This window comes from Laedolimicola intestinihominis (genome assembly GCF_040096155.1).
GTDB classification, from domain to species: Bacteria; Bacillota; Clostridia; order Lachnospirales; family Lachnospiraceae; genus Laedolimicola; species Laedolimicola intestinihominis.
In genome coordinates this window covers 45,228-69,515 of record NZ_JBBMFE010000006.1, presented here as the reverse complement: position 1 = coordinate 69,515, position 24,288 = coordinate 45,228, and the positions used below count along the sequence as shown (strand labels likewise).

21 protein-coding genes and 1 riboswitch are annotated in these 24,288 nt (G+C 49.6%); of the genes, 2 read left to right on the top strand and 19 right to left on the bottom strand.

All coding sequences use genetic code 11. The annotated features are described in order from the left end of the window. Position 1 precedes the first annotated feature (1 nt). From WMO29_RS08235 to WMO29_RS08220, 4 genes are read right to left on the bottom strand one after another with little or no spacing between them, the layout of a single operon-like run. On the bottom strand, positions 2-817 hold the full coding sequence (locus WMO29_RS08235) for a PTS system mannose/fructose/sorbose family transporter subunit IID (protein WP_349164447.1): 816 nt from the start codon (positions 815-817) through the stop codon (positions 2-4). Next, complete coding sequence (locus WMO29_RS08230) at positions 810-1,598, bottom strand: PTS mannose/fructose/sorbose/N-acetylgalactosamine transporter subunit IIC (RefSeq protein WP_349164445.1); 789 nt, start codon at positions 1,596-1,598, stop codon at positions 810-812. Before WMO29_RS08230 ends, WMO29_RS08235 begins: the two co-directional genes overlap by 8 nt. Positions 1,599-1,642: 44 nt before the next feature. Beyond that, positions 1,643-2,125 carry a PTS sugar transporter subunit IIB gene (locus tag WMO29_RS08225; protein WP_349164444.1) on the bottom strand — a complete coding sequence of 161 codons (483 nt, stop codon included), beginning with the start codon at positions 2,123-2,125 and terminating at the stop codon, positions 1,643-1,645. A 38-nt stretch (positions 2,126-2,163) separates the two neighbouring features. Then, positions 2,164-3,012: a MurR/RpiR family transcriptional regulator gene (locus tag WMO29_RS08220; RefSeq protein WP_349164443.1), complete on the bottom strand. Its 849-nt coding sequence runs from the start codon at positions 3,010-3,012 to the stop codon at positions 2,164-2,166. A 376-nt stretch (positions 3,013-3,388) separates the two neighbouring features. On the opposite strand from WMO29_RS08220, the gene WMO29_RS08215 reads away from it, so the two are divergent. Next, a complete protein-coding gene (locus WMO29_RS08215) occupies positions 3,389-3,709 on the top strand; it encodes a DUF1622 domain-containing protein (protein WP_349164442.1) in 321 nt (106 codons plus the stop codon). Between the two features lie 88 nt (positions 3,710-3,797). Here the strand turns inward: WMO29_RS08215 and WMO29_RS08210 are convergent, their stop codons facing one another. The 9 genes from WMO29_RS08210 to WMO29_RS08170 form a co-directional block, all read right to left on the bottom strand. Next, positions 3,798-4,040, bottom strand: coding sequence for a hypothetical protein (locus WMO29_RS08210; RefSeq protein WP_349164441.1), 243 nt, complete (start codon positions 4,038-4,040; stop codon positions 3,798-3,800). Between the two features lie 76 nt (positions 4,041-4,116). Then, a complete protein-coding gene (locus tag WMO29_RS08205) occupies positions 4,117-4,755 on the bottom strand; it encodes a TIGR01906 family membrane protein (protein WP_349164440.1) in 639 nt (212 codons plus the stop codon). A 97-nt stretch (positions 4,756-4,852) separates the two neighbouring features. Further along, positions 4,853-5,425, bottom strand: coding sequence for a DUF4340 domain-containing protein (locus tag WMO29_RS08200; RefSeq protein ID WP_349164439.1), 573 nt, complete (start codon positions 5,423-5,425; stop codon positions 4,853-4,855). Then, complete coding sequence (locus WMO29_RS08195; RefSeq protein ID WP_349164438.1) at positions 5,426-7,504, bottom strand: ABC transporter permease; 2,079 nt, start codon at positions 7,502-7,504, stop codon at positions 5,426-5,428. Position 7,505: 1 nt separating this feature from the next. Next, positions 7,506-8,456: an ABC transporter ATP-binding protein gene (locus WMO29_RS08190; protein WP_349164437.1), complete on the bottom strand. Its 951-nt coding sequence runs from the start codon at positions 8,454-8,456 to the stop codon at positions 7,506-7,508. A 203-nt stretch (positions 8,457-8,659) separates the two neighbouring features. After that, positions 8,660-9,415 (bottom strand): 4-hydroxy-tetrahydrodipicolinate reductase, encoded by a 756-nt coding sequence (gene dapB, locus WMO29_RS08185; RefSeq protein WP_349164436.1) that lies wholly within the window; start codon positions 9,413-9,415, stop codon positions 8,660-8,662. 3 nt (positions 9,416-9,418) lie between these two features. Further along, entirely contained in the window at positions 9,419-10,309 is an 891-nt protein-coding gene (dapA, locus tag WMO29_RS08180) for a 4-hydroxy-tetrahydrodipicolinate synthase (protein WP_178038896.1), read from the bottom strand. A 90-nt stretch (positions 10,310-10,399) separates the two neighbouring features. Further along, positions 10,400-10,574: riboswitch (Lysine riboswitch) on the bottom strand. A 106-nt stretch (positions 10,575-10,680) separates the two neighbouring features. Next, positions 10,681-11,166, bottom strand: a complete 486-nt coding sequence (locus WMO29_RS08175; RefSeq protein WP_349164435.1) for a cob(I)yrinic acid a,c-diamide adenosyltransferase — start codon at positions 11,164-11,166, stop codon at positions 10,681-10,683. 91 nt (positions 11,167-11,257) lie between these two features. Next, on the bottom strand, positions 11,258-11,884 hold the full coding sequence (locus WMO29_RS08170) for a single-stranded DNA-binding protein (RefSeq protein ID WP_349164434.1): 627 nt from the start codon (positions 11,882-11,884) through the stop codon (positions 11,258-11,260). 244 nt (positions 11,885-12,128) lie between these two features. Between WMO29_RS08170 and typA the strand changes: the two genes are divergently transcribed. After that, a complete protein-coding gene (gene typA, locus WMO29_RS08165) occupies positions 12,129-13,955 on the top strand; it encodes a translational GTPase TypA (protein ID WP_178038894.1) in 1,827 nt (608 codons plus the stop codon). A gap of 88 nt (positions 13,956-14,043) precedes the next feature. Here typA and WMO29_RS08160 read toward each other — a convergent pair whose 3' ends face one another. The 6 genes from WMO29_RS08160 to ftsH all read right to left on the bottom strand — a co-directional run bounded on the left by WMO29_RS08160 (position 14,044) and on the right by ftsH (position 24,152). Continuing rightward, a complete protein-coding gene (locus WMO29_RS08160) occupies positions 14,044-15,789 on the bottom strand; it encodes an ammonium transporter (protein ID WP_349164433.1) in 1,746 nt (581 codons plus the stop codon). Positions 15,790-16,255: 466 nt separating this feature from the next. Next, the gene (locus WMO29_RS08155; protein WP_349164431.1) at positions 16,256-17,719 is read right to left on the bottom strand and encodes a DUF2142 domain-containing protein; all 1,464 of its coding nucleotides are present in this window, start codon (positions 17,717-17,719) and stop codon (positions 16,256-16,258) included. Positions 17,720-18,212: 493 nt separating this feature from the next. Continuing rightward, positions 18,213-19,148, bottom strand: a complete 936-nt coding sequence (locus tag WMO29_RS08150) for an ROK family glucokinase (protein ID WP_349164430.1) — start codon at positions 19,146-19,148, stop codon at positions 18,213-18,215. 23 nt (positions 19,149-19,171) lie between these two features. Then, positions 19,172-20,107: an HPr(Ser) kinase/phosphatase gene (hprK, locus tag WMO29_RS08145; RefSeq protein WP_349164428.1), complete on the bottom strand. Its 936-nt coding sequence runs from the start codon at positions 20,105-20,107 to the stop codon at positions 19,172-19,174. A 136-nt stretch (positions 20,108-20,243) separates the two neighbouring features. Continuing rightward, positions 20,244-22,103, bottom strand: a complete 1,860-nt coding sequence (gene uvrC, locus WMO29_RS08140; protein WP_349164427.1) for an excinuclease ABC subunit UvrC — start codon at positions 22,101-22,103, stop codon at positions 20,244-20,246. A gap of 123 nt (positions 22,104-22,226) precedes the next feature. Further along, on the bottom strand, positions 22,227-24,152 hold the full coding sequence (gene ftsH / locus WMO29_RS08135) for an ATP-dependent zinc metalloprotease FtsH (RefSeq protein ID WP_349164426.1): 1,926 nt from the start codon (positions 24,150-24,152) through the stop codon (positions 22,227-22,229). Positions 24,153-24,288 lie beyond the last annotated feature (136 nt).

Genomic DNA, 24,288 nt, shown 5'->3' with positions numbered 1-24,288 from the left:
TTTAGAAAAGTCCAATCCACTTTCCAACGATGGAAAGCACGATAATCAGAATCATAATCAGGTTTGCGTTTGCCTTTTTCCGCAGTGCGTATGTAACCAGAAGGGTGGCTGCCAGCGGAAGGAAGTTCGGCATAATCGCGTCAAAGAAGCTCTGAAGGGTAATGGTTCCTCCTGCTGCCTCCCAGCTGAATGCCAGGGATAATTTTACAGAATTTGCCACCAGACCACCTACCATGAACAGACCGATGATGGAAGCCGCGTTGGTCAGAAGCTGAATAATTCCTGTCTCGCTTGCTGTCGCCACAAGTTTTTCACCTGCGTTGTAGGACAGATTCATCAGATATTTCCGCACAAACCAGCTGCAGAGGTTAAAAATCAGGAAGAAAAGAATACCTCCAAGGGGTGAGCCGTTCTGCGCGAAGCTCAGACCGATGCTGGCCGCAATCAGCTTAATCGTAACCTGGAACATGGCGTCGCCGATACCGCTGGCCGGTCCCATGATAGCTGTTTTAATGGAGTTTACAGTACTCTTATCAAAGTTATCGTCTTCCGCAATCTTCTCCTCCAAAGCGGCGAAGATACCAAGTCCGATAGTATTTACCTGGGGGGTGATGTTGTAAAACACCTCATGTCTCTTGATAGCCTCTACTTTTTTCTCTTTGTCCTCCGGATTCGGATACAGCTTGTCCAGCAGAGGATATAAGCAGTAAATCGCGCCGTGACCCTGACCACGCACATTGTTGTATGCGGCTCCTACCGCCCAGCTACGATTCAGAATACGCTTTAAAACTTTATTTTCCTTAACACTATTACTCATTAAAGAATTCCTCCTCTTCCGTCATTTTGCCCTTGGAAACCAGTTTCTTAACTGCCAGCAGATCCTGATTTCTGTAGAGATCGGTCAGCATCAGGAAGACGCCGATAACTGCCAGCGCGATGGTCGGCATTGCCATGTATACCACCAGAACAAAGCCAAGGAAGAAGTACATGATTTTCTTGTTATCCCAAAGCATATTTAACAGGATGCCGAGTCCCAGTGCCGGAAGTAAACCGGCTGCTGTCTGCAGACCGCCCATGATAGCCGGATGCAGGGAATCGATGAACGCCTGTGTCGCGTCTGCGCCTGCTGCCAGAGCTACGAAAATGGTGATGGCGCCGAAGCCGTAACCCACTACAATATGGCCGATGTACATGAACGAGAACTTTCTGGAATTGCCCTCCTCTGCTACCCGGTCAAGAATCGGGCACATGAACGCGAAGAAAATTCTGGTTACCTGAAGCATCAGAAGGCCGATATAGCCCAACGCGATACCTAACGTGATCGCCGCTTCCTGATTGATGCCTGTCATAATAGCCAGCGCTACCGCCATACAGGTCGCGTAAAGCGTATCGGTAGACTGTGCTCCGCCTACGTTCACGACGCCCAGATAGATAACTTCAAGTGCTGCTCCGATTAATACTCCTGTTGTAATATCCCCTAATAATAATCCGATGACCGGTCCTACAAAAATCGGTCTGTCAGCCATGCCGTTGGCTCCCAGTCTATAGAGCAATAATAACGCCCAGTAAGCCAAGGCTACGATTAATGCATTTAACATAGTTTTTGCTCCTTAAATATCTTGATTTTTCTCTAGATTTTTCTTTAAATTTTTGCTATACTTTTAACTGGATCAGAGGGTGTTTTCTGCGTATACACTTTTAATCCCAAGTTAATAAGTTCGTTAGCCGCTTTGACATCCTCTTGATCCAAATACACCATAGGTGAAATACTGATCTTGTCCTTGACGTCCGGCTTCGTGATACTTCCGTAATTGGCCAGGTTCACTTCCTTCAGTACCGGAATCTCCTTCGCGATCTGACAGGCGTCCTGCGGATTTCCTGTAATCAGCAGAATTCGCATGGAATCGCATCTGGGATCCTTCAGCACTCGGATCACGTCGTTGACGCTTTTGATCAGGCATTTCACATTCTGAGGCAGTATCACTTTCAGAATCTGCTGGCGTTTCGGATCTGCAGCGACCTCATCGCTCGCTACGATCAGATGGGTTACGCCCAGTGTTTTCAGCCATGTGGCTATGACCTGACCATGAATCAGTCTTTCATCAATTCTAAATCCAACTATCATTGTGTTTCCTCCTTTCCCTTTTATTTTCCACTATATTGCTATAGTTTGAATTCACTTAACAGGATATCGATGTTTTCCTTCTCCACCTGCTGCTTCGCCATGTCGTCGGCCAGCTCTTTGTAATTCTTGACCGAATATAAAATGGCGTCGTTGACGGCAATCTCAAGCAGATGGGAATCTGGTTTGATAATTATACCTTCATTACTATTCTTCTCCGCGATATGAATCACTTCATCCGCGTATTCTGTAATCTGTTTGTTCAGCTCCCCGGTAATAACGATGATCTTCATGCCTTTTTTATGGGCCATCTCCACCGCGCGGATAACCTGTTTGGAAGCGCCTGTTCTGGAAATGGCAATCATAGCGTCCTGGCTGCTGCCGAGAGCGATGTGGTTGTAATAATACTCCGGCAGCATGGAGTAGGTGCAGGGAACTCCGTGCCGCTCCAGCCGAAAGCCCAGATCCATCACCACCGGAACGGTATTGCCCACGCCCACGATGTGGGTATTTCTGCTGGTCATCAGAATCTTCGACACATTGAGCAGCGTCTCTGTCTTGATGTGTTCCGCCAGATATCTCACACGTTCTCCATGATAGGAAAATAATTTCTGAGCCGTCTCCAGTTTTTCTTCTTTATTATTATTCTCGCTTTTTCCCAAATCATGAGAAAGCAAGATCCGCATCTGGTAATATCCGCCGTAGCCCAGATGCTTGCAGGCTCTTACTACCGTCGCATCGCTGGTCTCGCTTTTCCCGGCCAGTTCCGATACATTCAGTAGCATCACTTCTTCCATGTGATTCAAAATGTAATCTGCCACTTTCTTTTCCGCCGGAAATAACTCCTCATATTTTGCTTTGATATTGTTAATTACACTTTCTTTTCCCATTGACATCCTTTCATTTTTACCTGGTTTTCATAAAATAATTTTTCTTGTTATATTTCTTTCAAGAAATATTTTTTTATCTAGTTGTATTTTAATCGTTTTTTATCCAAATGTCAATGAAAATTAATTTTATTTTTCGTCATTTTTATGATAGTTTATAAAATATTATTTTTTGTACATAAAAATTTATTTCATGGCTTCTTCGTATTTCCATAAAAAACAGGATTGTCTTTCTATTTACAATCTTGTTTTTTAGGATAGTCTGGCCTTATTATTTACCGGTTGAAATACATTCCTTTTGTAGTAAATCTGTATCTTTCATGTTATACTTATTTTAATAGTTTAATTTTTTACGAAGGAACATCGGGGGGATTTTACTATGGAATTTTTAGAATTACTGCACCTCATTCTGAAAAATATCGTGGACGGAGCGATTCTGCTCTTTGAATTTATCGGCGTGGGCATTATCATTTTCTCAGGCCTGCGGGGCTTCTGGAGTTACCTGCACCGCTCTCCGGAGACAAAGCTGACCCTGGCCCGAGGGCTGGCCATGGGTCTGGAATTTAAGCTGGGAAGCGAGATCCTGCGAACCGTAGTAGTCCGGGACTGGAAAGAAATCGGAACGGTGGCGGGAATTATTGCGCTCAGGGCTGCGCTGACGTTTTTGATTCACTGGGAGATTAAGGAAGAGGAGAAATAAATCACGATTTACTAAATCACGATTTAATATTATTAGAAAGACAGAAACGCTCCAAGTGACAGCCTCTGTTCTTGTTTCATTTCTATAACTAACATTCCATGATATCTTCGATACTCTGCTTCATATCCGCGTTAATCCCCACTGCCCGCACGCCCAGGCTCTCCGGCACCACGGCTTCGTTCAGATTCAGCCGGACGAGCGACGCCTGGCTGCGCTCCCGCAGCAGCTTTTCGAAAGGATAGCGAATAATCGTCGGGGTATTAAAGCCGACCCCCATCTCCAGGCAGGAGCGATAACAGGACGCCAGAAGCTCTTCGTGGCGCTCTGTCAATGTCCCCCGCAGGTGATTCTGTCGGGCAGCCGTTTGCGCTCTATATTACATTCTATTTTACTTTCTGTTTTTCTTCTTATTTCACATTCTTTCTCTGTACTCGCCGGTAAATCAGACCGCAGATAAGGCTTCCCAGGATCACCAGTACCAAAATCATAACTGCACAGTGCAGAAAATACGCATCCGGCAGGATATTGATAATCGGATCGGTGGCAGGGTCGAAGAGCCAGTAGTCATTGTTGAAAGCGAGCTCATGAAACGCGGCAAAAGTCCAGTCCCAGTTCAGGGCGACGGTTGCTCCGATAACGGCTGGCAGGGCCACAGTCAGGATAGCCGTCAGCTTCAGATATCCATAGCTTTGCTTACGGCGCTGCCGGAGAATCCCGGCGGCACCTGTCAGCGTACCGAAGATAGCTATGTATTTAAAAAGATTGAAGATGTTCTTTACTTCTTCAAAATGAATGCGCCCGCCTTCCGACATGGGAAACGTGGGAAATTCCAGCGGAGCATTTCCGAAGCTCAGGCTGTAGTCGATGACTGCGTCATAATTCGCTTTAATCTCCGAAATCGTATAGCCGGTAGTTTCCGGAATATGGAGTGCGTGGATATCCAGATAATACAGTGGCTTGCAGGCCAGGGTCAGGACGACAGCCAGGGAAATAAGCGTCAAAGTCAGGATAAGGGAGAGCAGGATGCTCCATGCTTTTATCTTCATAGTAATTCTCCTTTACAGACGTCTTTTTCAGTATAAAGGAAATTCTTCCACATTTCCAGTGGTTTGTGGGGTCTAAAGCCCCGACCCGTCCGTCCTTCTATTCCGCAGACTCGCTATCTCCCGGTTCTTCCTCAACAGTCGCCTCAAAATCACGTAAGCTGCACGTAAAAGCCGTCGCCAGATAACTGTCGCAGGTATAGATATGATCACTTTCCGAAGTCATTACATACACATTTCCATCCGAAGCCGTACTGCCGATAGAGACAGTAAGTTCCGTACCGTCATCGCGGATGATCCGGATCGTGACAGCCGGATCAGCAAGACTGTAAGCACTTAAATCCTCCGGCGCTTCGCCCAGATCCCGGACAGCAGACAGCGGATTCAACCGATTCCACAGGGTCGCCAGAGCATCCTGATTCAGATCCAGCTCCGGGTTATCCGGGCTGATCCAGGTCTCGCCATCATAGTTTAGATACAGGGGGCCATAGGAATTCGTGATCTCGACTTCACTGATTTCCGCAGGCGCTACGCTTAAAACCTCGATTTCTTCCGTGGTTTCGTCTTCCTCATGATTCCAGTCTGCCCGGCTAACCAGAACATAGACAAGAGCCAGGACAGCCAGGGCGGCTATCGCCGCCAGCAGCTTTACCTGTCTTTTCTTTTTCGTCATCTACCGTTTCCTCCTTCCAAACCAGATAACGCCCCCTGTAATGAGCAGAAACAGCGGGATCAGAATAATCGTCAGAATCCCCCAGAAAATAGCGCTGCCCGCACTTACCGTCAGGTATTCGGTACTCATACTTTTGGGCTCGATAGAAACGGTGTTTTCATGGTCTACCAGCTGGCTCATGACATTCAGAAACAGGGTACTGTTGCCGCCGGATACCATACTGTCTACCTGTTCATCCAGCAGAGTCTCAGAAGAGAACACGATGAGTTTTGCTTCTGTGTCTTCGTCAATGGTCTTGGTGACGACAGCACCCAGGTCAAAGGGCCCCGCAATATCGCCCTCCTCCTGATCGAGATTTTCAGATTCCAGGTTGGTCTTGGAATAAGACTTTGCCGATGTGGTCAGCAGGCTTTCATAAGTCAGATCTTCACTGATATCCGCAGCCTCCGTCATACCCTGAGCAAAGGCCAGTAACACATAACGGGAGCTTACGTCTGAGGTATATGCCGAGGACTGAATATCCGGCAGCAGATAATAGGGATAGTTCGGCAAATGATGCTGACTGTCGCCTTCCAGCACCAGTCCGTCCGCCAAAGTAATTCCATAATCGCCCAGCAGACTGTCCAGATTCGGCGTATCCTTGTCTGTGTATCCAAGCAGCAGCACCATCTGTCCGCCCTGTTCCATATAGGCTTCCAGCTTATTTTTCTCATCCTCGGAAATATCGGAAATGGCCCCGTAGATAATAACAGCTTTTGCATCCTCCGGCACAGCCTCCTCCGTCAGCAGACTTAAGGATTTCAGTTCAATATTTTCCTTCTCAATGGACGAAGTGACCGTAGTACTCAGCTCTGCCTCATCATGGCCGGCCAGCGTATAAACAACCGGCATATTCTCGGCGGTTACATAGGCAATGGCACTGGTGATCTGACCCTCACCGTCGAAGCTGCTTAAAGAGCTGCTGTAAGTGGAATAATCCATACTATACTGATAAATATCATAGTAATCTACAGCCTTGGAACGGTTCTGGCCCACCACCAGCACGCTGTTTTCAGACAGATTTTCGCTGGTATACTGAGAGACAAAATTCGGGTAAAGCACCGGATCCTTCGTCTCTACTTTGATGCGGGAGGACAGTCCCGCATAGCGATCCAGCAATTCCTGTAAAGTGGCATCTTCACTGCCCTGCTGGGCAATCAGGTAGAGGGTGATATCCTCGTCCAGACCCTTCACAATCTCTGCCGTCTGATCTCCGGTAGTGAACAGCTTCTGGTCACTGACATCGTATTTCAGGTACTGGGAGGGTAATTTTCCTGCTGTCAGGTTCACCAGCACGGCGGCCACACAGGCGAAAACCACCATGCTGGCGCGGTAGGTTCCGTGCTTTTTCTGCAGAAGCTGAACCGTCAGAAACAGAGCCAGGACAATGACCGTCATATAGTAAAGAATGCCGGTCAAATCAAACATACCCTGCACGAAATTAATGAACGGCTGATAGATACAAAGGGCGTTAAGAATGGACGCCAGAAGGCCACTGGCTCCGATAACGTTGGCAATACCGGATGCCATGTTCAGGAAGAACAGAACGCCGAAGGTCAGTACCGCCGCAATGACCTGGCTCTCCGTCACTGCTGACAGAAACAGTCCAATGGCCAGACAGGCTGCGCCAAATAGGGTGTAGCCCAGGATTGCTGTATACGCCATGGTCAATGAGACACTGCCAAATCGCAATATGATCAACGGATACAGACACAGGATCGCCATGGGAATCAGAAAAACAGTCACCATAGCCAGATATTTGCCCAGTACAATTTTCCAGAGAGAGACCGGCGCGGTCATCAGAAGCTGGTCGGTCTTCTGGCGCTTTTCCTCGGCCATACTGCGCATGGTCAGCACCGGTACGATAATCAACAGCACAAAATAAACAGAGGACAGGATAGCTCCGAATACCGGATAGCCGCCAACCAGGCAGTTGGCCACGTAGTACAGGCTGGTAACCGCCAGCAGTACAGCCATGAAGATATAGCCTGTCATGGAGGTCAGATACGCCCGCAGTTCTTTTTTGTAAATCGCACACATATTACTTTTCCTCCTTTTCGTCTGATTTTGTTTCTTTCACAGAAAATTCTTTCTCTTCTGTTTTGCGTAGCTTTTTTCTCAGAGAAAATCTCTCTGTTTTTTCCTGTTCCTCTGTTGTCTTTGGATTTCCATTATTTTCCTCATTCGTCAATTCTAGGAATACATCCTCCAACGTTGCTGTCGTGGTCTTCACTTCCAGCCCCTTGACTTGCTTCAGAAGTTCTATGGCCTGCTCACAGACTTCTTTGCTTCCACGCACCTGCAGTTCCATCGCGTCTGTGTGTTTCATGTAACTGCCCAGATTTTCCGGCGTATCGCTGGCCACCAGCTTTCCATTGGAAATAATCAGGACATGGTCGCAGATGCTGCTGATCTCCGAGAGAATGTGGGAGCTCAAAATAACCGTATGCTTCTGCCCAAGCCCGCGGATCAGCTCACGGATTTCAATGATCTGCTTTGGATCCAGACCCACCATGGGCTCATCCAGAATCAGCACCTCCGGATCCCCAAGCAGCGCCTGAGCCAGTCCCACTCTCTGCTTATATCCTTTGGACAAATGACGAATCAACCGATTTTCCATATCTTTGATGCGTGTTTCATCCATGACCCTCTCTATCTCCGTGCTGCGTTCGTTTTTCGGCAACTGTTTCAGCTCTGCTGCGAAACGCAGATATTCCAGGACAGTCATGTCCGGATAGAGAGGCGGAATCTCCGGCAGATATCCGATGCATTTTCGGGCCTCCATAGGCTCTTCCGCTACGTCGTACCCGTTTATAAGAATCTGCCCTTCCGTGGGAGCCAGATAGCCGGTCATCATATTCATAGTAGTAGATTTTCCGGCTCCGTTGGGACCCAGGAATCCGTAGATCTGACCTTTTTGTACATGAAAATTCAGGTGATCGACCGCAGTGTTTTTGCTGTAGCGTTTCACGAGATCTTTTACTTCAATCAAAATTGTTTCCTCCTTCTCCGTAATCGTCCGGCCCTTTTCTCTCTTCTGCAATAAAAAAGAGGAGTATCCTCGGGCAGACGTATCTGTCTAAGGATATTCCTCTTTTGTGTTTTTTCTGAATGGATTCTGTGATTTTTAAGTGAAACTTTTGTGAACACGAGCAAATGGACGAAAGTCCGGAGCGCCGTCCGTCTTTCTATACACTAACCGATAACATCACTCATATCATACCGTCCCGCCGGTTTCCCCGCCAGGAATTTCGCCGCCTGAATCGCCCCTTTGCCGAAAACAGCGCGGGAGTAAGCGCGGTGCTCAAATGTGATGACTTCGTCAGTTCCCGCGAAGATCACGTCATGATCACCCACGATGGTGCCGCCACGAACAGCAGAGATACCGATTTCGCTGCTTTCGCGCTTCTTACGCTCCTGGCTTCTGTCATATACATAGTGATATGCTCCGTCAGATGCCTCATTGATGGCGTCTGCCAGTGCCAGTGCGGTGCCGCTGGGTGCGTCCAGCTTCTGGTTGTGGTGCTTCTCTACAATCTCGATATCAAAACCTGCTGCCGCCAGAGTCGGAGCTGCTTCCTTCAGAAGCTTCATAAGCAGGTTGATACCCAGAGACATGTTGGCGGATTTCAGAACAGCCGTTTCTTTGGCTGCCTCTTCGACTTTCGCAAGCTGTTCCTCGGAAAGTCCGGTGGTGCAGAGAACAACCGGGGTTTTGGTCCGTACACAGTAGTCCAACAGTCCGTCCGCTGCCTTTGCGTTTGAGAAGTCGATAACTACGTCTGCCGGCACATCACACTCGTCAATGCTTGCGAATACCGGGTATTCATTTGCGATACCGGTATATCCGTCTACGCCTGCTGCTACCTCTGCCTCCGGATCCTCTTTCAGGAGTCCGGTCAGCATCTGTCCCATGCGGCCATTACAGCCGTGAAGTATAATTTTTGTCATTTGTTATTTTACCTCGATTCCAAAATCAATCATTGCCTGCTTTAACTGTGCCTGGTGCTCCGGCTCCATCTCGGTCAGCGGCATACGAAGGGGGCCAACCTGGAATCCCAGCTGGTTCAGGGCTGCCTTTACCGGGATCGGATTCACCTCGCAGAACAGCTTATCGATAACCGGAATGGCCGCAAGCTGGATAGCAAGGCTGCCTGCCAGGTCGCCCTCCAGATACTTCATGACCATGTCGTGGGTCTGGCGGGGCGCTACATTGGAAAGTACAGAGATGACGCCATTTCCACCAAGGGAAAGGATCGGAACCACCTGATCGTCATTTCCGGAGTAGAGCTCGATGCATCCGTCTGCCAGCTGCATCAGCTTCGCTACCTGGGAAATATTTCCGCTTGCTTCCTTGATGCCAACGATATTCTTGACATTCTTTGCAAGAGCTACGGCGGTCTCCGGCTGGATGTTACATCCGGTACGGGACGGTACGTTGTACATGATAACCGGAAGGCTTACGGACTCTGCCACTGCGGTATAGTGAGCAATCAGACCTTTCTGGGTCGCCTTATTATAATACGGAGTTACCACAAGCAGAGCGTCCGCGCCGTACTTTTCCGCTTCCTGCGACAGATAGATTGCGGTTTCGGTGCAGTTAGAGCCGGTGCCTGCGATGACCGGCACGCGCTTAGCGACATGCTCTACGGTAAAGCGGATAGCCTCCAGATGCTCCTCATGGCTCAGTGTGGATGACTCGCCGGTGGTTCCACAGATGACGATGGCATCTGTGCCATTTTCAATTTGGTAGTCCAGAAGCTCTGCAAGCTTCGGATAGTTAATCTCTCCATTGTCAAAAAACGGTGTGACAATTGCTACTGCTGCTCCCTTAAAAATAGCCATTTTCATTTCCTCCTGCTAGATGAAATAAGGTTTAAAAATGAGGCGTACCTGTAAAGGCCCGCCCCAAAAGAATCGCATGTTCTGTTCTATTCCCCGGATAGCGCCCCATCAAAAACTGATGACAGTCATATCGTTCTTCACGGTATGCCCAAGAAACTACTCACAGGAAACAATCTCTTTCGGCGTCGCCCCCTTTCCCTCTTCTTCGTCTATGCCTGCCATATCCGAAAAGGTACTGATGGAAAACGCAACCTCTATCTTTCTTCCTATTAAATTATATGAATTATGTTCAGATTAGCACAGTGTGTATCGCTTGTCAACGCTTTCCGGACATCTCGCAACATTTGTCCGTATAGCGGATACATCTGTCTTTACTTTAATGTATCAATGCAAAATACATCCTCTACACACGGATACAGCTCCTCATACATTCGGATACCGGTCAGCATCAGCTCTGTATCGCCGTCTCCGGCTTCAATCAGGGCCTTCAGTTCTTCAATTGTCAGGATTCCCTTGTCGATCAGCCCCAGCACCTCATCCAGGATCAATATGTCACAGCCGTCCGTCGTCAGCACTTTCCTGGCGAAATTCAGGCCGTTGCGGATATTCATGGCCTCTTCCTGCTGCTCCTCCGGCGACAGCGCCTCAAAATTCACATCGGATTTTTCAAAACAGAATACCTTAATCTCAGGCTCCAGACGCTTGATGAAATCAATACGTTCGCCAACCTTTCCCTTCAGGAACTGTATAATAATGACGGATTTTCCTGCGCTGGCCCCGAAGATTCCCTGTCCAAGCGCCGCTGAAGTCTTACCCTTCCCGTTGCCGCAAAAGACAGTTACATGTGCTTTCCCCATTTTTTATACGCTACTCCCTTCTAAAGCAATTCCGTATGCTACTCCATAATCAGGCTTATCATACAACAAAACAGGAGGAAATGCAAGCGTATCAGTATTCGTACTCCAGCTTGCTCACGGATACCTCATAGGCAATCCGCCGCTCAGACTCGGTCTCGCTGAGCTTTTTCACGTATTCGCGGCTCTGGATGCGGCCCCAAATCTGGGCGTGGCCTCCCACCTCGAAGCCGGATGCAAAGCGGGCGTTTCTGCCCCAGCAGATGCATGGGATGTAATCTGATTTCCCATAGGGGCGGTTGACTGCGATGAGCAGATCGGCAATCTCACGGCCCAGCGGCGTCTTCCGGTACACCGGCGGCTTGCAGATATAGCCGTCCAGGAAAATCTGGTTTGTCTTGGCATTTTCCACCTCTTCGTCAAGAAATTCCACCTCTCTGGCAAAGACCGAAAGCACCAGCCGGTTCTTTTTCTCTTCGTGCCGGTTATAGGAACGGAACTGTCCGCCGATACGGATATATTCCCCCACGTAATCCCTGGATATGTCAATCAGCCGCTCGGATATCATCACCGGAATCAGATCCGCCGAATCGGACAGGCGGCGAACCAGAATATCCACCATATAAAAGCCCTCCCCGAATACCTCATGGCTGAACGTAAATCCCGATACAATTTCTCCGCTTACCGACACCTGGTTGTTTTCAATTACCTTATCTGACATAGTTTGTGTTCTCCCTTCTTCTCCCTTTGGAAATGACGTTTTCGCGCAGATTTCCGCCGGACTCCTGTATTATTCATAAATATATATGCCCAGATATTTCCATTTAGAACTATTTCTGTAAATTTTTTCTAAGTTGTTTTCGAAAAAGTACGCGCAAGCCTCAGATTTCCCTTGTAATTGGCCGAAAATGTGATAAACTGTAAAGGTTGACGAAGTATTTTTATTTGCATTGAGGAATTGTTTTATGAAAAGAGAAGATATCAGAAATATTGCGATTATTGCCCATGTAGACCATGGTAAGACCACACTGGTAGACGAGCTTCTGAAGCAGAGCGGCGTATTCCGCGCCAACCAGGAGGTGGCGGAGCGTGTCATGGACTCCGGCGATATTGAGCGTGAGCGAGGCATCACCATTCTGTCCAAGAACACGGCAGTTACTTATAAGGATGTAAAAATCAATATCATCGACACCCCGGGCCATGCGGATTTCGGCGGCGAGGTGGAGCGAGTTCTGAAAATGGTAAACGGCGTTGTTCTGGTGGTTGACGCGTTTGAAGGCGCTATGCCCCAGACCAAGTTCGTGCTCCGTAAGGCCCTGGAGCTGGACCTTCCGGTTATCGTCTGTGTCAATAAGATTGACCGACCCGAGGCCCGTCCGACTGAGGTGGTAGACGAGGTTCTGGAGCTGTTCATGGATCTGGACGCTTCCGACGAGCAGCTGGACTGCCCGTTCATTTTCGCTTCTGCGAAAGCAGGCTATGCAATGCGCAGCCTGGACGATGAGCCGAAGGATATGACTCCGCTGTTCGAGACTATCATCGACTACATCCCCGCTCCGGAGGGAGATCCGGAAGCCGGAACCCAGGTACTGATCAGCACCATCGACTACAACGAGTATGTGGGCCGTATCGGTATCGGTAAGGTGGATAACGGAACTATCCGCATCAACCAGGATATGGTCATGGTGAACCACCACGATCCGGACAAGTTCAAGAAGGTAAAAATCAGCAAGCTCTATGAGTTTGACGGTCTGAATAAGGTAGATGTGAATGAAGCCACTATCGGTTCCATCGTAGCTATCTCCGGTATTGCGGACATCCATATCGGCGATACCCTGTGCTCTCCGGAAAACCCGGTAGCCATTCCGTTCCAGAAGATTTCCGAGCCGACCATTTCCATGGACTTCCTGGTAAATGACAGCCCTCTGGCCGGTAAAGAGGGTAAATATGTCACCTCCCGTCACCTGCGTGACCGTCTGTTCCGCGAGCTGAACACGGATGTCAGCCTGCGTGTGGAGGAGACTGATTCCACTGAGCGTTTCAAGGTATCCGGACGCGGCGAGCTGCATCTGTCCGTCCTTATCGAGAATATGCGCCGCGAAGGTTATGAGTTCGCAGTCAGCAAGGCAGAAGTTCTGTATCACTACGATGAGCACGGCAAGAAGCTGGAGCCCATGGAACGCGCTTACATCGACGTGGATGACGAGTATGCGGGAAATGTTATCCAGAAGCTGGGCGAGCGGAAAGGCGAGCTTATCAATATGCACAGCAATGGCTCCGGTTCCACCCGTCTGGAGTTCCTGATTCCGGCCAGAGGCCTCATCGGATACAGAGGCGAGTTCATGACCGACACCAAGGGAACCGGCGTGCTGAACACTATTTTTGAGAACTATGGCCCGTACAAGGGAGATATTCAGTACCGGAAGCAGGGATCCCTGATTGCCTTTGAGGCCGGAGAAGCGATTACCTACGGTCTGTTCAATGCCCAGGAGCGCGGTACCCTGTTCATCGGACCGGGCGAGAAGGTTTACGCCGGCATGATCATCGGCCAGAATGGCAAGGCGGAGGACATCGAGCTGAATGTCTGCAAGACCAAGAAGCTGACCAACACCCGTTCCTCCAGCGCCGACGAGGCACTGAAGCTGACCACCCCGAGAGTCTTAAGCCTGGAGCAGTGCCTGGAGTTCATCGACACGGACGAGCTGCTGGAGATTACACCGAAGTCCCTTCGAATCCGTAAGAAGATCCTGGATCCGACCCTGAGAAAGAGAGCGGGATTTAAGAAGGCTTAAGAGCTTAAGATAGGAAATGAGATAAATGAAAAAAGCTATGAACCATTCTTTTAGCAGTATGGTTCATAGCTTTTCTTATTTTATTGTCTTATTCTACATCCTGCAGGGCATCCATATCCACCTCGCCGGTGCGGACCTTGACCACCTTATCCACATTGTATACAAAGATCTTGCCGTCTCCGATGTGACCGGTGTACAGGGCTTTCTTGGCCGCCTCGATGACTGTATCCACCGGGATGCTGCCGACGATGACCTCGACCTTGACCTTGGGAAGCAGGGTTGCGTCCATCTCGACGCCACGGTATTTCTCGCCAGCGCCCTTCTGGATGCCGCAGCCCATAACCTGTGTCACAGTCATGCCTGTCACGCCGATGTCATTCATGGCTTTCTTCAACTGATCATACCGGGACAGCTTTGCGATGATAGATACCTTGTAAATACCTGTCGCAGACACGGGAGTCTGTACCACCTTGACCGCCGCGTTCTTCTGAGCTTCAGAAGCCGCCTCGTACTCGCCCACGCCCAGGTTTGTATTTTCGTTGACCTCCATAGTCATGGTGTTGGAGATATCCATGATACTGAAGCCTGCGTATGCGGACGGAAGTCCATGTTCCATGGAATCCAGACCCACAATCTCCTCTTCCTCGCTGACACGAAGTCCAAAGACTGCCTTGATGAAGAAGAATACCAGCGTCATGGTAACTGCGGTCCATGCCAGGACGGAGAACATACCGAGAAGCTGTTTTCCAAGGAGTGTGAAGCCGCCGCCGTAGAAGAGACCGGTCAGGGTATCATTTCCCGGAGCGCTGGTAGTAGCGAACAAACCGACTGCGATAGTTCCCCACATACCATTCATGAAGTGAACGGCTACCGCGCCGACAGGATCGTCTACGCGAAGTACATAATCCAGGAACCATACGCCGAAGACCACCAGGACGCCGGCTACTGCACCGATGACGATAGCGCCGAAGCAGTCTGTCACGTCACAGGGAGCTGTAATGGCTACCAGACCTGCCAGGGAAGCGTTCAGACACATGGATACATCAGGCTTACCATAGCGAACCCAGGTAAACACCATACATACGACGGTTGCCACAGCCGGTGCGACCGTTGTGGTAAGAAATACACTTCCCAGCTGCTCTACGCTGGTGCAGGCAGCGCCGTTGAAGCCGTACCAGCCCAGCCACAGGATGAAGCAGCCGAGGCAGCCAAGGAGCAGGTTGTGTCCGGGGAACGCGTTTACCTTTGTAATCTTGCCGTCTTTATCTTTTACAAATTTTCCAATACGGGGTCCAAGGATTTTCGCGCCAATCAGAGCGCTGAGACCGCCCACCATGTGGATGGCGCAGGAGCCTGCGAAATCATGGAAGCCAAGCTGGGAGAGCCAGCCGCCGCCCCAGATCCAGTGCGCTTCAATCGGATACACCAGTGCGGAAATGATGCCGGAGTATACACAGTAGGACAAGAACTTCGTACGCTCTGCCATAGCGCCGGATACGATGGTCGCTGTGGTCGCACAGAATACCAGGTTGAATACGAAATTGGAATAATCAAAATTCTCATATGCGGTAAAAATATCGAAGCCGGGCTTTCCGATGAATCCTGCCACATCCTCGCCGAGCAGCAGCCCGAATCCAATCAGAATAAATACAACTGTACCGATACAAAAGTCCATCAGGTTTTTCATCAGGATATTACCGGTGTTCTTGGCTCTGGTAAACCCTGCCTCCACCATGGCAAAGCCTGCCTGCATCCAGAATACCAGTGCGGCTCCTATCAGGAACCAGACGGCAAATAACTGACCGTCGATTGCGCTTAAAATTTCCTGGGTCATAACACTTCCTCCTCTTTCTTACAGATTATTCTGAAGGGCTCCGGAGTTGTAATACATTCCCTGCAGAACGGTATAAAAAAAGGAGACCCGGCTCGCGGAATTTCCGCTTCCAAATCTCCTTTGATATGAGCAATATTATAATCAAACATTCCAGAAACTGTCAATGTTAAGATTATCCAAAATTATTCACGAAATTTTTATAAAATTTTTAGTTTTTTCACAAATTTACGCACAAGCTTCTGCTTCTCGTCTGTCGCGTTCCCTGTTTCACGTTCATATTTTATTCATATTTCTTTTAAAAATCGTTCAATTAGTGCTCATATCACATTCATTTTCCGCCCATATAATAACAACATAAGATAAAGAAATACTTAATAAACGCTTATTACCTTATTTTGAATAAACTTTTTCATAATAAATGCCAGGCAGAGCAGCTGCCTGGCATCCTCCCTTTTCAGGGGCTTTTTTAATTATCTGTCTTTTCTTCCCAGTCATCCCCGTAGAGTTCTTCCATGGTGTAGACCTTCACCACAGATTTATCCTCCACGTCTTTATAGGCAGGCCACATAATTTTCACCACGCAGAACAGGGCGCAGCCTGCGATCCACAGACACGTAAGCGTCACCAGGACAGACGGAACGCGGCGCACCGCCTCTCTGGCCCGCTGCTCCAGCCATTTTATCCAGAAGCTTACACCCCGGACAATATAGTACATGAGCGGAACCAGCATAGGCATACTATAGCGACCCTGGGGCTGATAATCCGTCGCGTAGGAGTACCAGAAATTCAGCACATTCGGCACCAGAATCGCTACCAGTAATCCCAGATGCCAGAACAGACGCTCCGGATCCGCCGGGCTTTTCTTTCTCCGGCTGCGGCATTTTCCCACAGCCTCGGCCAGTATTCCCAGAATTCCCGCAGCGAAAATCAGTGCGTAACCTACGTACATCCACCAACGGAGAGCGTACCACAGAGGCCCCAATACACCGATAAAACTCTTTATGACAGAGATAACCCAGTCGGAATGAAACAGCATATAGGCCATGGAATATCCCTGATTCCGATAGTTCTGCCGGTTCGACGGCTTCAGAATATCCATGGCGTAATGCTCTGCGTACTGATCCTGGGTCTTCAGTCCCAGAATATCCCCGTCATACAGAAAATAATTCCGCACAAACCACCAGCCCGCCAGAATCAGAACAATCCCCAGAATCAGAAAACCTTTTTTCCAGAAAACCTTCCAGATTTCTTTTTTCTCCTTCGGATTCGCTGCCTCACGGCTCCATTTCAAATGGCAGCCCAGGTAAATAAGCGCAGCTGTAATCAGGAAGCCGTAGGCATTGTAATAGGACAGGATGCAGACAGAACAGGATACTGCAATCCAGATACAGTTTTTTACAGGAAACCGTTCTTCCATCCCTTTTATCATATACCATAAAATCATGGCCGACGCCATAAGCGCCATGGAATCACAGTTCAGATACGTAAACAGAAAGCACGCCTGGGGAAGACAGACGGTCAGCAATGTAAACAGCCACTGCATATTCGCCCGGTCAAAGAGCTTCTTGGAAATGGTCCGAACGTAACCTGCGAAAACCATGCCGCAGACCACGCTGACCAGACGGCCCGCGAAGATCAGGGAAAAGGCGTCTTTTGTCCAGATCATGGCCACGCGTACCAGGACAGCCTCTGCCATCTGGGGAAGGATAGGCCGGAAACCATAGGTGAAGCCCCAGGAGTAGTCCATAATCTCCTGCTGATAGCCGGTCGGCAGCTTGCCGTATTCCACGATATAATCCACGATACGGGAACGCATATATTCATCCGGCCCCTCGTTGAAGGGCAGAATCCAGGCCCAGGCAGTAAAGACCAGCAGGATAAAGGCAAAGAAGGCGATTTCCATCCAGTTTTCTTTCGTAAGCTTCTTCATACGTTTAAACGATCCTTTAATTCATATTTTCTTGCATATTATTTTTATTATAGCAATATTACCGGAAGAACACAACCGGGAAAGAAACGAAAACGCCCCTTTAAGTTTACGTTTATTATTGAAAAAAATATACATTTTCGACAACAAAAGCCGTTCCTGCAAGCAGGCGTACGGCTTTTACGAATTTTTTGAACCTTATAGTTTTGTGTATTCGACTTGTCCGGCTGCGCCGGGAGAGCGCAACCGCAAGGTCGAATAAAATAAAAGGGAGAGATAGGGCCTGGTGCCCTGAAATATAGGAAAAAGGCGTTACCACGGGAATTGGTAACGCCTTTGTTATCATTAGTTTTTCAATATGTATTATCTTTTGTTGAGATGATTCTACTACGGGAATCCGAAAAAGTCAATACCTTCTGCTGTCGAAAAATATCGGTAATTTTTGCTGGATTTTCTGTAATTTGCACAAAATCAGTCGAAATATGCCGTCTTTCGCTTATCCCAATATCAGCTTGGCACAGCCATAGATACCTGCGTCGTTGCCCAACTCCGCTAGGGCGAAGGTAGTCTCACGGGTAGACTTATATGCTACCGGCTGGTAGTGCTTGCGCACATAATCCAGCAGAATCGGACCTGCTTTGGAGACGCCGCCGCCGATAACGATGACTTCCGGATCCAGAACCGCAGTCATGGAAGCAATCGCCTTGCCCAGGTAATCGCCGAATTCATCCGCGATCTTCTTGGCCAGATCATCTTCCTCTTTCACTGCGTCAAAGACGGACTTTGCGCTGATATCATGGTCGCGCAGGACGGAAGGCTCGTTGCTCTTTTCCAGCCACTCCCGCTCCAGGCGTGCAATACCGGTAGCGGACGCATACTGCTCCAGGCAGCCCTTGTTGCCGCAGCCACAGCAGCTCTCCTCGCCGTCCTTTACATGGATATGACCGATCTCGCCGCCTGCCCCGTGGGCTCCCACCAGAATCTGTCCGTCGATGACGATACCGCCGCCGACACCGGTGCCCAGGGTAATCATCAGCACGTCCCGGTGCCCTTTTCCACCACCCAGCCACATTTCGCCGAGGGCTGCCACGTTGGCGTCATTGCCTGCCTTGCAGGGCAGTCCGGTAAGCTCTGTCAGTTCTTTTGTAACAGCCTTGTAGCCCCAGCCCAGATTGGCAGTATGCGGAACACTGCCGTCCGCAGCTACCGGTCCCGGTACATCTACGCCGATACCCGCGATTTCTTCTTTGTTCAGCTTCTTCTCTTCTATCTTATCCAAAATGGTCTTTGCCAGATCCGGCAGAATCGCTTCGCCCTCATTTTCTGTGTGGGTCGGCACCTCCCATTTATCCAGAACCATGCCATCCGCGTCAAAGAGTCCCAGCTTCATGGTTGTTCCGCCGATATCAGCTCCAAAACAATATTTTTTCATATCTTATATCCCCCAGTATCCTTTTAATTCTTTCTTGTCATGCTTTCCTGCACACGACGGTACAATTCCTGCGCCGCGTTGTAACCCATCTTCTTCTGACGGTTATTAACTGCCGCAGTCTCTACGATAATAGCCAGGTTCCGCCCCGGACGGATGGGCAGGGAATGGCAGACCACCTTATTGCCCAGGAATTCTGTATACTCCTCGGTCAGTCCCAGACGGTCGTACTCTTTGTCCTTATCCCAGTCTTCCAGCTTGATGACCATGTCAATGGTCTGGGTCTCCTTGACGCACTCCACACCGAACAGTGTCTTTACATCCACAATACCGATGCCGCGCAGCTCAATGAAGTGCTTGGTAATCTCCGGGGAACGGCCCACCAGGGTATCGTCGCTGACCTTGTGAATCTCTACCACGTCGTCGGTAACCAGACGGTGACCACGCTTAATCAGCTCCAGTGCAGCCTCACTCTTACCGATACCGCTCTCGCCCATAATCAGCACGCCCTCGCCGTATACGTCTACCAGCACGCCATGGATGGAAATACGGGGCGCCAGCTGGACATTCAGCCAGCCGATGATAGCCGCCATGAAGTTCGATGTCTTTTTATCCGAATAAAAGACCGGTACATTGTACTTGTTGGCCATTTCCAGCGCGTAGGGCTCCGGCTCGGTGCGGGAGGTGTAGACAACGCAGGGAATATTGCTGGAGAAAAACTTCTCATAAATCGGCTTTTTCTCCTCATCGCTTCTGCTCTGCAGATAAGTGTATTCCACATATCCCAGAATCTGCACACGCTCGGTAGCGAAATGCGCGAAATAACCGGACAGCTGAATGGCCGGGCGGTTAATCTCCGGAGACGACAGCTTCATACCGGTCAGATCGATATCCGGCGTCAGATTCTTCAGCTTCAGCTTCTCTACCATCAAAGTCATGTCTACAGTTTGTACACTTCCCATGTTTGTTTCCTCTCTCTTCTTTATTTTCATTTTTATACGAAATGTCCTGTCACGGATGTTATCTCTATTTTATCACACTGTTGCCTGAGGGGACAAGGCATATCCTTCATCTCAATGGGCAATTTTTTCTGTTATTTCAATGAAAGAATTTCCATACTTTTTCCGCCGCCGCCCGATTCATGGACGGAACGTCTGCCAGGGTTTCCACATCGGCCTCCCGTATGGCTTCCAGCGACTGGAAATGGCGCATCAGTGCCTTCCTTCTGGCCGGTCCGATACCCTCGATGTCATCCAGGACGGAATGTACCTGTTCTTTGCTTCGAAGGGAACGGTGGTACTCAATGGCGAAGCGGTGGGCTTCGTCCTGGATGCGGGTAATCAGCCGGAAGCCTTCGGAGCTGCGGTCAATGGGAAGCTCTACATTATTGTAATAGAGACCGCGGGTGCGGTGGTTATCGTCCTTGACCATACCGCAGACCGGAATATCCAGGCCCAGCTCATCCAGTACCTGCAGGGCAATGTTGACCTGCCCCCGGCCTCCGTCCATCATCAACAGATCCGGAAATTTCGTGAAGCTGCCCATTTCTTCGGGCATATCTTTTTCTTTCAACTCCCGGCTTTCTTCCATACCGTGGGTGAAACGGCGGGTCAGAATCTCACGCATGCTGGCATAGTCGTCGGGGCCTTTCACGGTGCGGATTTTGAATTTGCGGTAGTCGCTGCGTTTGGGCTTGCCATGGTCGTAAACGATCATGGAACCGACAGATTCGAAGCCATTGGTATTGGAGATATCGAAGGCTTCGATGCGTTGGATTCCATGCATGCCCAGGATGTCAGCAATCTCTTTCATGGCTCCGATGGTACGGCCTTCTTCCCGCTTGATACGCTCCCGATCCTGGCTCAGGACAAGGCTTGCGTTCTTTTTGGCCAATTCCACCAGTTTTTCTTTTTCGCCGATTTTGGGGACGCGTAAACGCACCCGGCGGCCCTTGCGGGCAGTCAGCCATTGTTCGATGAGTTCATGATCTTCGACCTCACATTCCAGCATCAGCTCCCGGGGAATATACGGGGTTCCGGCGTAAAACTGCTTGATGAAGCTGCCGAGAATGGCGCTTTTGGGTTCTCCGTCGTAGGTTTTCAGGTAGAAATGATCCCGTCCTATCAGACGGCCATCCCGGATAAAGAAGACCTGAACCACGGCGTCCCAGCCATCGGCGGACATGGCAATGATGTCCTTGTCTTCCATATCGCTGTTAGTGATTTTCTGCTTTTGGGCGATCTGTTTAACGCTGTTCAGAAGATCCCGGTATTCGATAGCTTTTTCGAATTCCATGGCGTCTGAAGCGGCCTGCATTTTTTCCTCCAGCTCTTTCAAAAGGGGCGCATAGTTTCCATTCAGAAAGTCCAGGACTTTGGCAATATTTTTTCCATATTCTTCCTGTGAAATGTAGCCCTGGCAGGGAGCGTCGCACTGATGGATGTGGTAGTTGAGACAGGGTCGGTCTTTGCCGATGTCTCTGGGAAGTACCCGGTGGCAGGTGCGGATCTTGTACAGCTTATGGATCAGTTCGATGGTGTCTTTGACTGCTCCGGCGCTGGTGTAGGGGCCATAGTATTTGGCTTTATCCTTTTTCAGCATGCGTGAAAACAGGACGCGGGGGTAGAGCTCGTTGGTTGTAACCTTGATATAGGGGTAGGTTTTGTCGTCCATGAGCATGGTGTTGTATTTGGGACGATGCTCTTTGATCAGGTTGCATTCCAATACTAAGGCTTCCAGCTCGGAATCGGTGATGATATATTCGAAGCGGGCGATGTGGGTAACCATTTGCTCGATCTTGGGGCCTTTGTTGCGGCTGGACTGAAAATACTGTTTTACGCGGTTTTTCAGGGAAATGGCTTTGCCTACGTAGATAATGGCGTCAGCTTCGTCGTGCATGAGGTAGACTCCGGGTTTGGCGGGGAGTTTTTTTAACTCTTCTTCGATGTTGAATTGCATGGGGTGGGACTCCTTTTATACGGACGGCCTGGACGGAAAAATACTTTTCCCCGTTCGCCCCACATCAGGGGCTCCTTAGGAAATGTATTTTTCCGCCCAGGCCTGTCTTTGAAAGGTGTTACGTTATGCTTCTGGTTCGTTGTTCGATATGGTGGTCGGAGTGTCGTCGTCCGGATCCGGAAGGCCTTTGACCTCACGGAAGATCTTCATGAATTCCTTACCGGTGATCGTTTCTTTCTGGATCAGGAAGTCAGCGATCTTGTCCATGACCTCACGGTTTTCGCTGAGGAGGCGCTTCGCTTCCTCATAGGATTTTTTGAGGATCTTCATGACTTCGGTATCTACCTCGGCTGCGGTGGCGTCGCCGCAGTTCATGACAGTGCGACCGTTCAGGTATTCGTTTTCCTGGACTTCCAGACCCATGAGACCGAATTTCTCGGACATACCGTACTGGGTGACCATGGCTCTGGCCAGGCGGGTGGCTTTTTCGATGTCGTTGGCAGCGCCGGTGGTGACGGTGTCGAAGACGATTTCTTCGGCGGCGCGGCCTGCCAGGAGGCCTACCAGCATGGCGTCGATTTCTTTTTTGGTGTTCAGGTATTTTTCTTCTTCAGGTACCTGCATCACATAGCCCAGGGCTCCCATGGTACGGGGTACGATGGTGATTTTCTGAACGGGCTCGGCGTCTTTCTGAAGGGCGCTGACCAGGGCGTGTCCCACTTCGTGATAGGATACGATGCGGCGCTCTTCTTTGCTCATGATGCGGTCTTTCTTTTCTTTACCGACCAGGACTACCTCTACGGATTCGAAGAGGTCTTTCTGGGATACGGCCTTGCGACCGTTTTTGACTGCCAGGATGGCCGCCTCGTTGATCATATTCGCCAGATCGGATCCTACGGCTCCGCTGGTGGCCAGGGCGATGGCGTCCAGATCGACGGTTTCATCCATTTTCACATTCTTGGAATGAACCTTCAGGATATCGACACGTCCCTTCAGGTCCGGTCTGTCTACGATGATACGGCGGTCGAAGCGGCCCGGACGCAAAAGCGCGGGGTCAAGGACTTCGGGACGGTTGGTCGCTCCCAGTACCAGGCACGCCGTGTGACTGTCGAAGCCGTCCATTTCCGCGAGAAGCTGGTTCAGGGTCTGCTCACGCTCGTCGTTTCCTCCGCCCAGGCGGCCATCACGACTTTTTCCGATGGCGTCGATCTCATCAATGAAGATGATGCAGGGGGAATGCTTCTTGGCTTCCTGGAACAGATCGCGGACACGGGATGCTCCCACGCCGACGAACATTTCTACGAAATCGGATCCGGACAGGGAGAAGAACGGTACATGCGCTTCTCCTGCCACGGCCTTGGCAAGCAGGGTTTTTCCGGTTCCCGGAGGGCCTACCAGCAGGGCTCCTTTGGGGAGCTTAGCTCCGATCTGGGCGTATTTTCCGGGGTTGTGCAGGAAGTCTACAACCTCCTGTAAGGATTCTTTCGCTTCTTCTTCGCCTGCTACGTCTTTGAAGGTGACGCCGGTGTCTTTTTCAATATAAACCTTGGCTTTGCTCTTGCCGACGTTCATGCCCATCATGCCGCCTCCGCCGCCCATTCTGCGCATAATCAGGGCGAAAGCGCCCCAGAGTAACAAAATCGGCAGTACAATGTTAATCACTGCGGACAGGATAACCTCTTTCATGTCCTCGATGGGTGCGGAATATTCGATTCCCGCTTTTTCCAGGCGCTCCTGGAGCTGATAATCCGGTACAATTCCGGTGGTATAGATCTGCTGCCTTCCCAGCGCATCCTTTTCCTTGGCTGTGATTTTCAGGCTGTTGGAGTTGATTTCTACTTTCTCTACCTTGCCGTCGTCCAGCATCTGTACGAACTCGTCATAGGTGATGATGTTGCTGCTGTTACCCATACTTCCGATGTAGTTCCAGAACAGAATCGCTACCATGGCGATGATGAGGAACATCAGGATACTCTGACGGTTCTTCGGATTCTTATTGTTATCTCCGCCTCCGGAGGGGCGGTTGGAATTGTTGTTATGTTCTTCCATATTTCTCCTCCTTGTAGATTACGTTCTGAAAAATAGACTCTATTTTCCAAACATAACACCTCTATTATAATGTCAGGAAAAGGATAAAGCAATACAGGAAGATCTGAAATTTCTGTAAACAAGTTCAGCCCAAGGT

Coding starts and splice junctions, on each gene's coding strand:
- WMO29_RS08200 (WP_349164439.1), bottom strand. CDS start 5,425: ATGACGAAAAAGAAAAGACAGGTAAAGCTGCTGGCGGCGATAGCCGCC.
- WMO29_RS08155 (WP_349164431.1), bottom strand. CDS start 17,719: ATGAAGAAGCTTACGAAAGAAAACTGGATGGAAATCGCCTTCTTTGCC.
- WMO29_RS08150 (WP_349164430.1), bottom strand. CDS start 19,148: ATGAAAAAATATTGTTTTGGAGCTGATATCGGCGGAACAACCATGAAG.
- WMO29_RS08195 (WP_349164438.1), bottom strand. CDS start 7,504: ATGTGTGCGATTTACAAAAAAGAACTGCGGGCGTATCTGACCTCCATG.
- WMO29_RS08205 (WP_349164440.1), bottom strand. CDS start 4,755: ATGAAGATAAAAGCATGGAGCATCCTGCTCTCCCTTATCCTGACTTTG.
- WMO29_RS08160 (WP_349164433.1), bottom strand. CDS start 15,789: ATGACCCAGGAAATTTTAAGCGCAATCGACGGTCAGTTATTTGCCGTC.
- WMO29_RS08170 (WP_349164434.1), bottom strand. CDS start 11,884: ATGTCAGATAAGGTAATTGAAAACAACCAGGTGTCGGTAAGCGGAGAA.
- WMO29_RS08225 (WP_349164444.1), bottom strand. CDS start 2,125: ATGATAGTTGGATTTAGAATTGATGAAAGACTGATTCATGGTCAGGTC.
- uvrC (WP_349164427.1), bottom strand. CDS start 22,103: ATGCAATTCAACATCGAAGAAGAGTTAAAAAAACTCCCCGCCAAACCC.
- WMO29_RS08175 (WP_349164435.1), bottom strand. CDS start 11,166: ATGGGGAAAGCACATGTAACTGTCTTTTGCGGCAACGGGAAGGGTAAG.
- ftsH (WP_349164426.1), bottom strand. CDS start 24,152: ATGGAAGAACATAACAACAATTCCAACCGCCCCTCCGGAGGCGGAGAT.
- WMO29_RS08235 (WP_349164447.1), bottom strand. CDS start 817: ATGAGTAATAGTGTTAAGGAAAATAAAGTTTTAAAGCGTATTCTGAAT.
- WMO29_RS08220 (WP_349164443.1), bottom strand. CDS start 3,012: ATGGGAAAAGAAAGTGTAATTAACAATATCAAAGCAAAATATGAGGAG.
- dapB (WP_349164436.1), bottom strand. CDS start 9,415: ATGACAAAAATTATACTTCACGGCTGTAATGGCCGCATGGGACAGATG.
- hprK (WP_349164428.1), bottom strand. CDS start 20,107: ATGGGAAGTGTACAAACTGTAGACATGACTTTGATGGTAGAGAAGCTG.
- WMO29_RS08230 (WP_349164445.1), bottom strand. CDS start 1,598: ATGTTAAATGCATTAATCGTAGCCTTGGCTTACTGGGCGTTATTATTG.
- typA (WP_178038894.1), top strand. CDS start 12,129: ATGAAAAGAGAAGATATCAGAAATATTGCGATTATTGCCCATGTAGAC.
- WMO29_RS08215 (WP_349164442.1), top strand. CDS start 3,389: ATGGAATTTTTAGAATTACTGCACCTCATTCTGAAAAATATCGTGGAC.
- dapA (WP_178038896.1), bottom strand. CDS start 10,309: ATGGCTATTTTTAAGGGAGCAGCAGTAGCAATTGTCACACCGTTTTTT.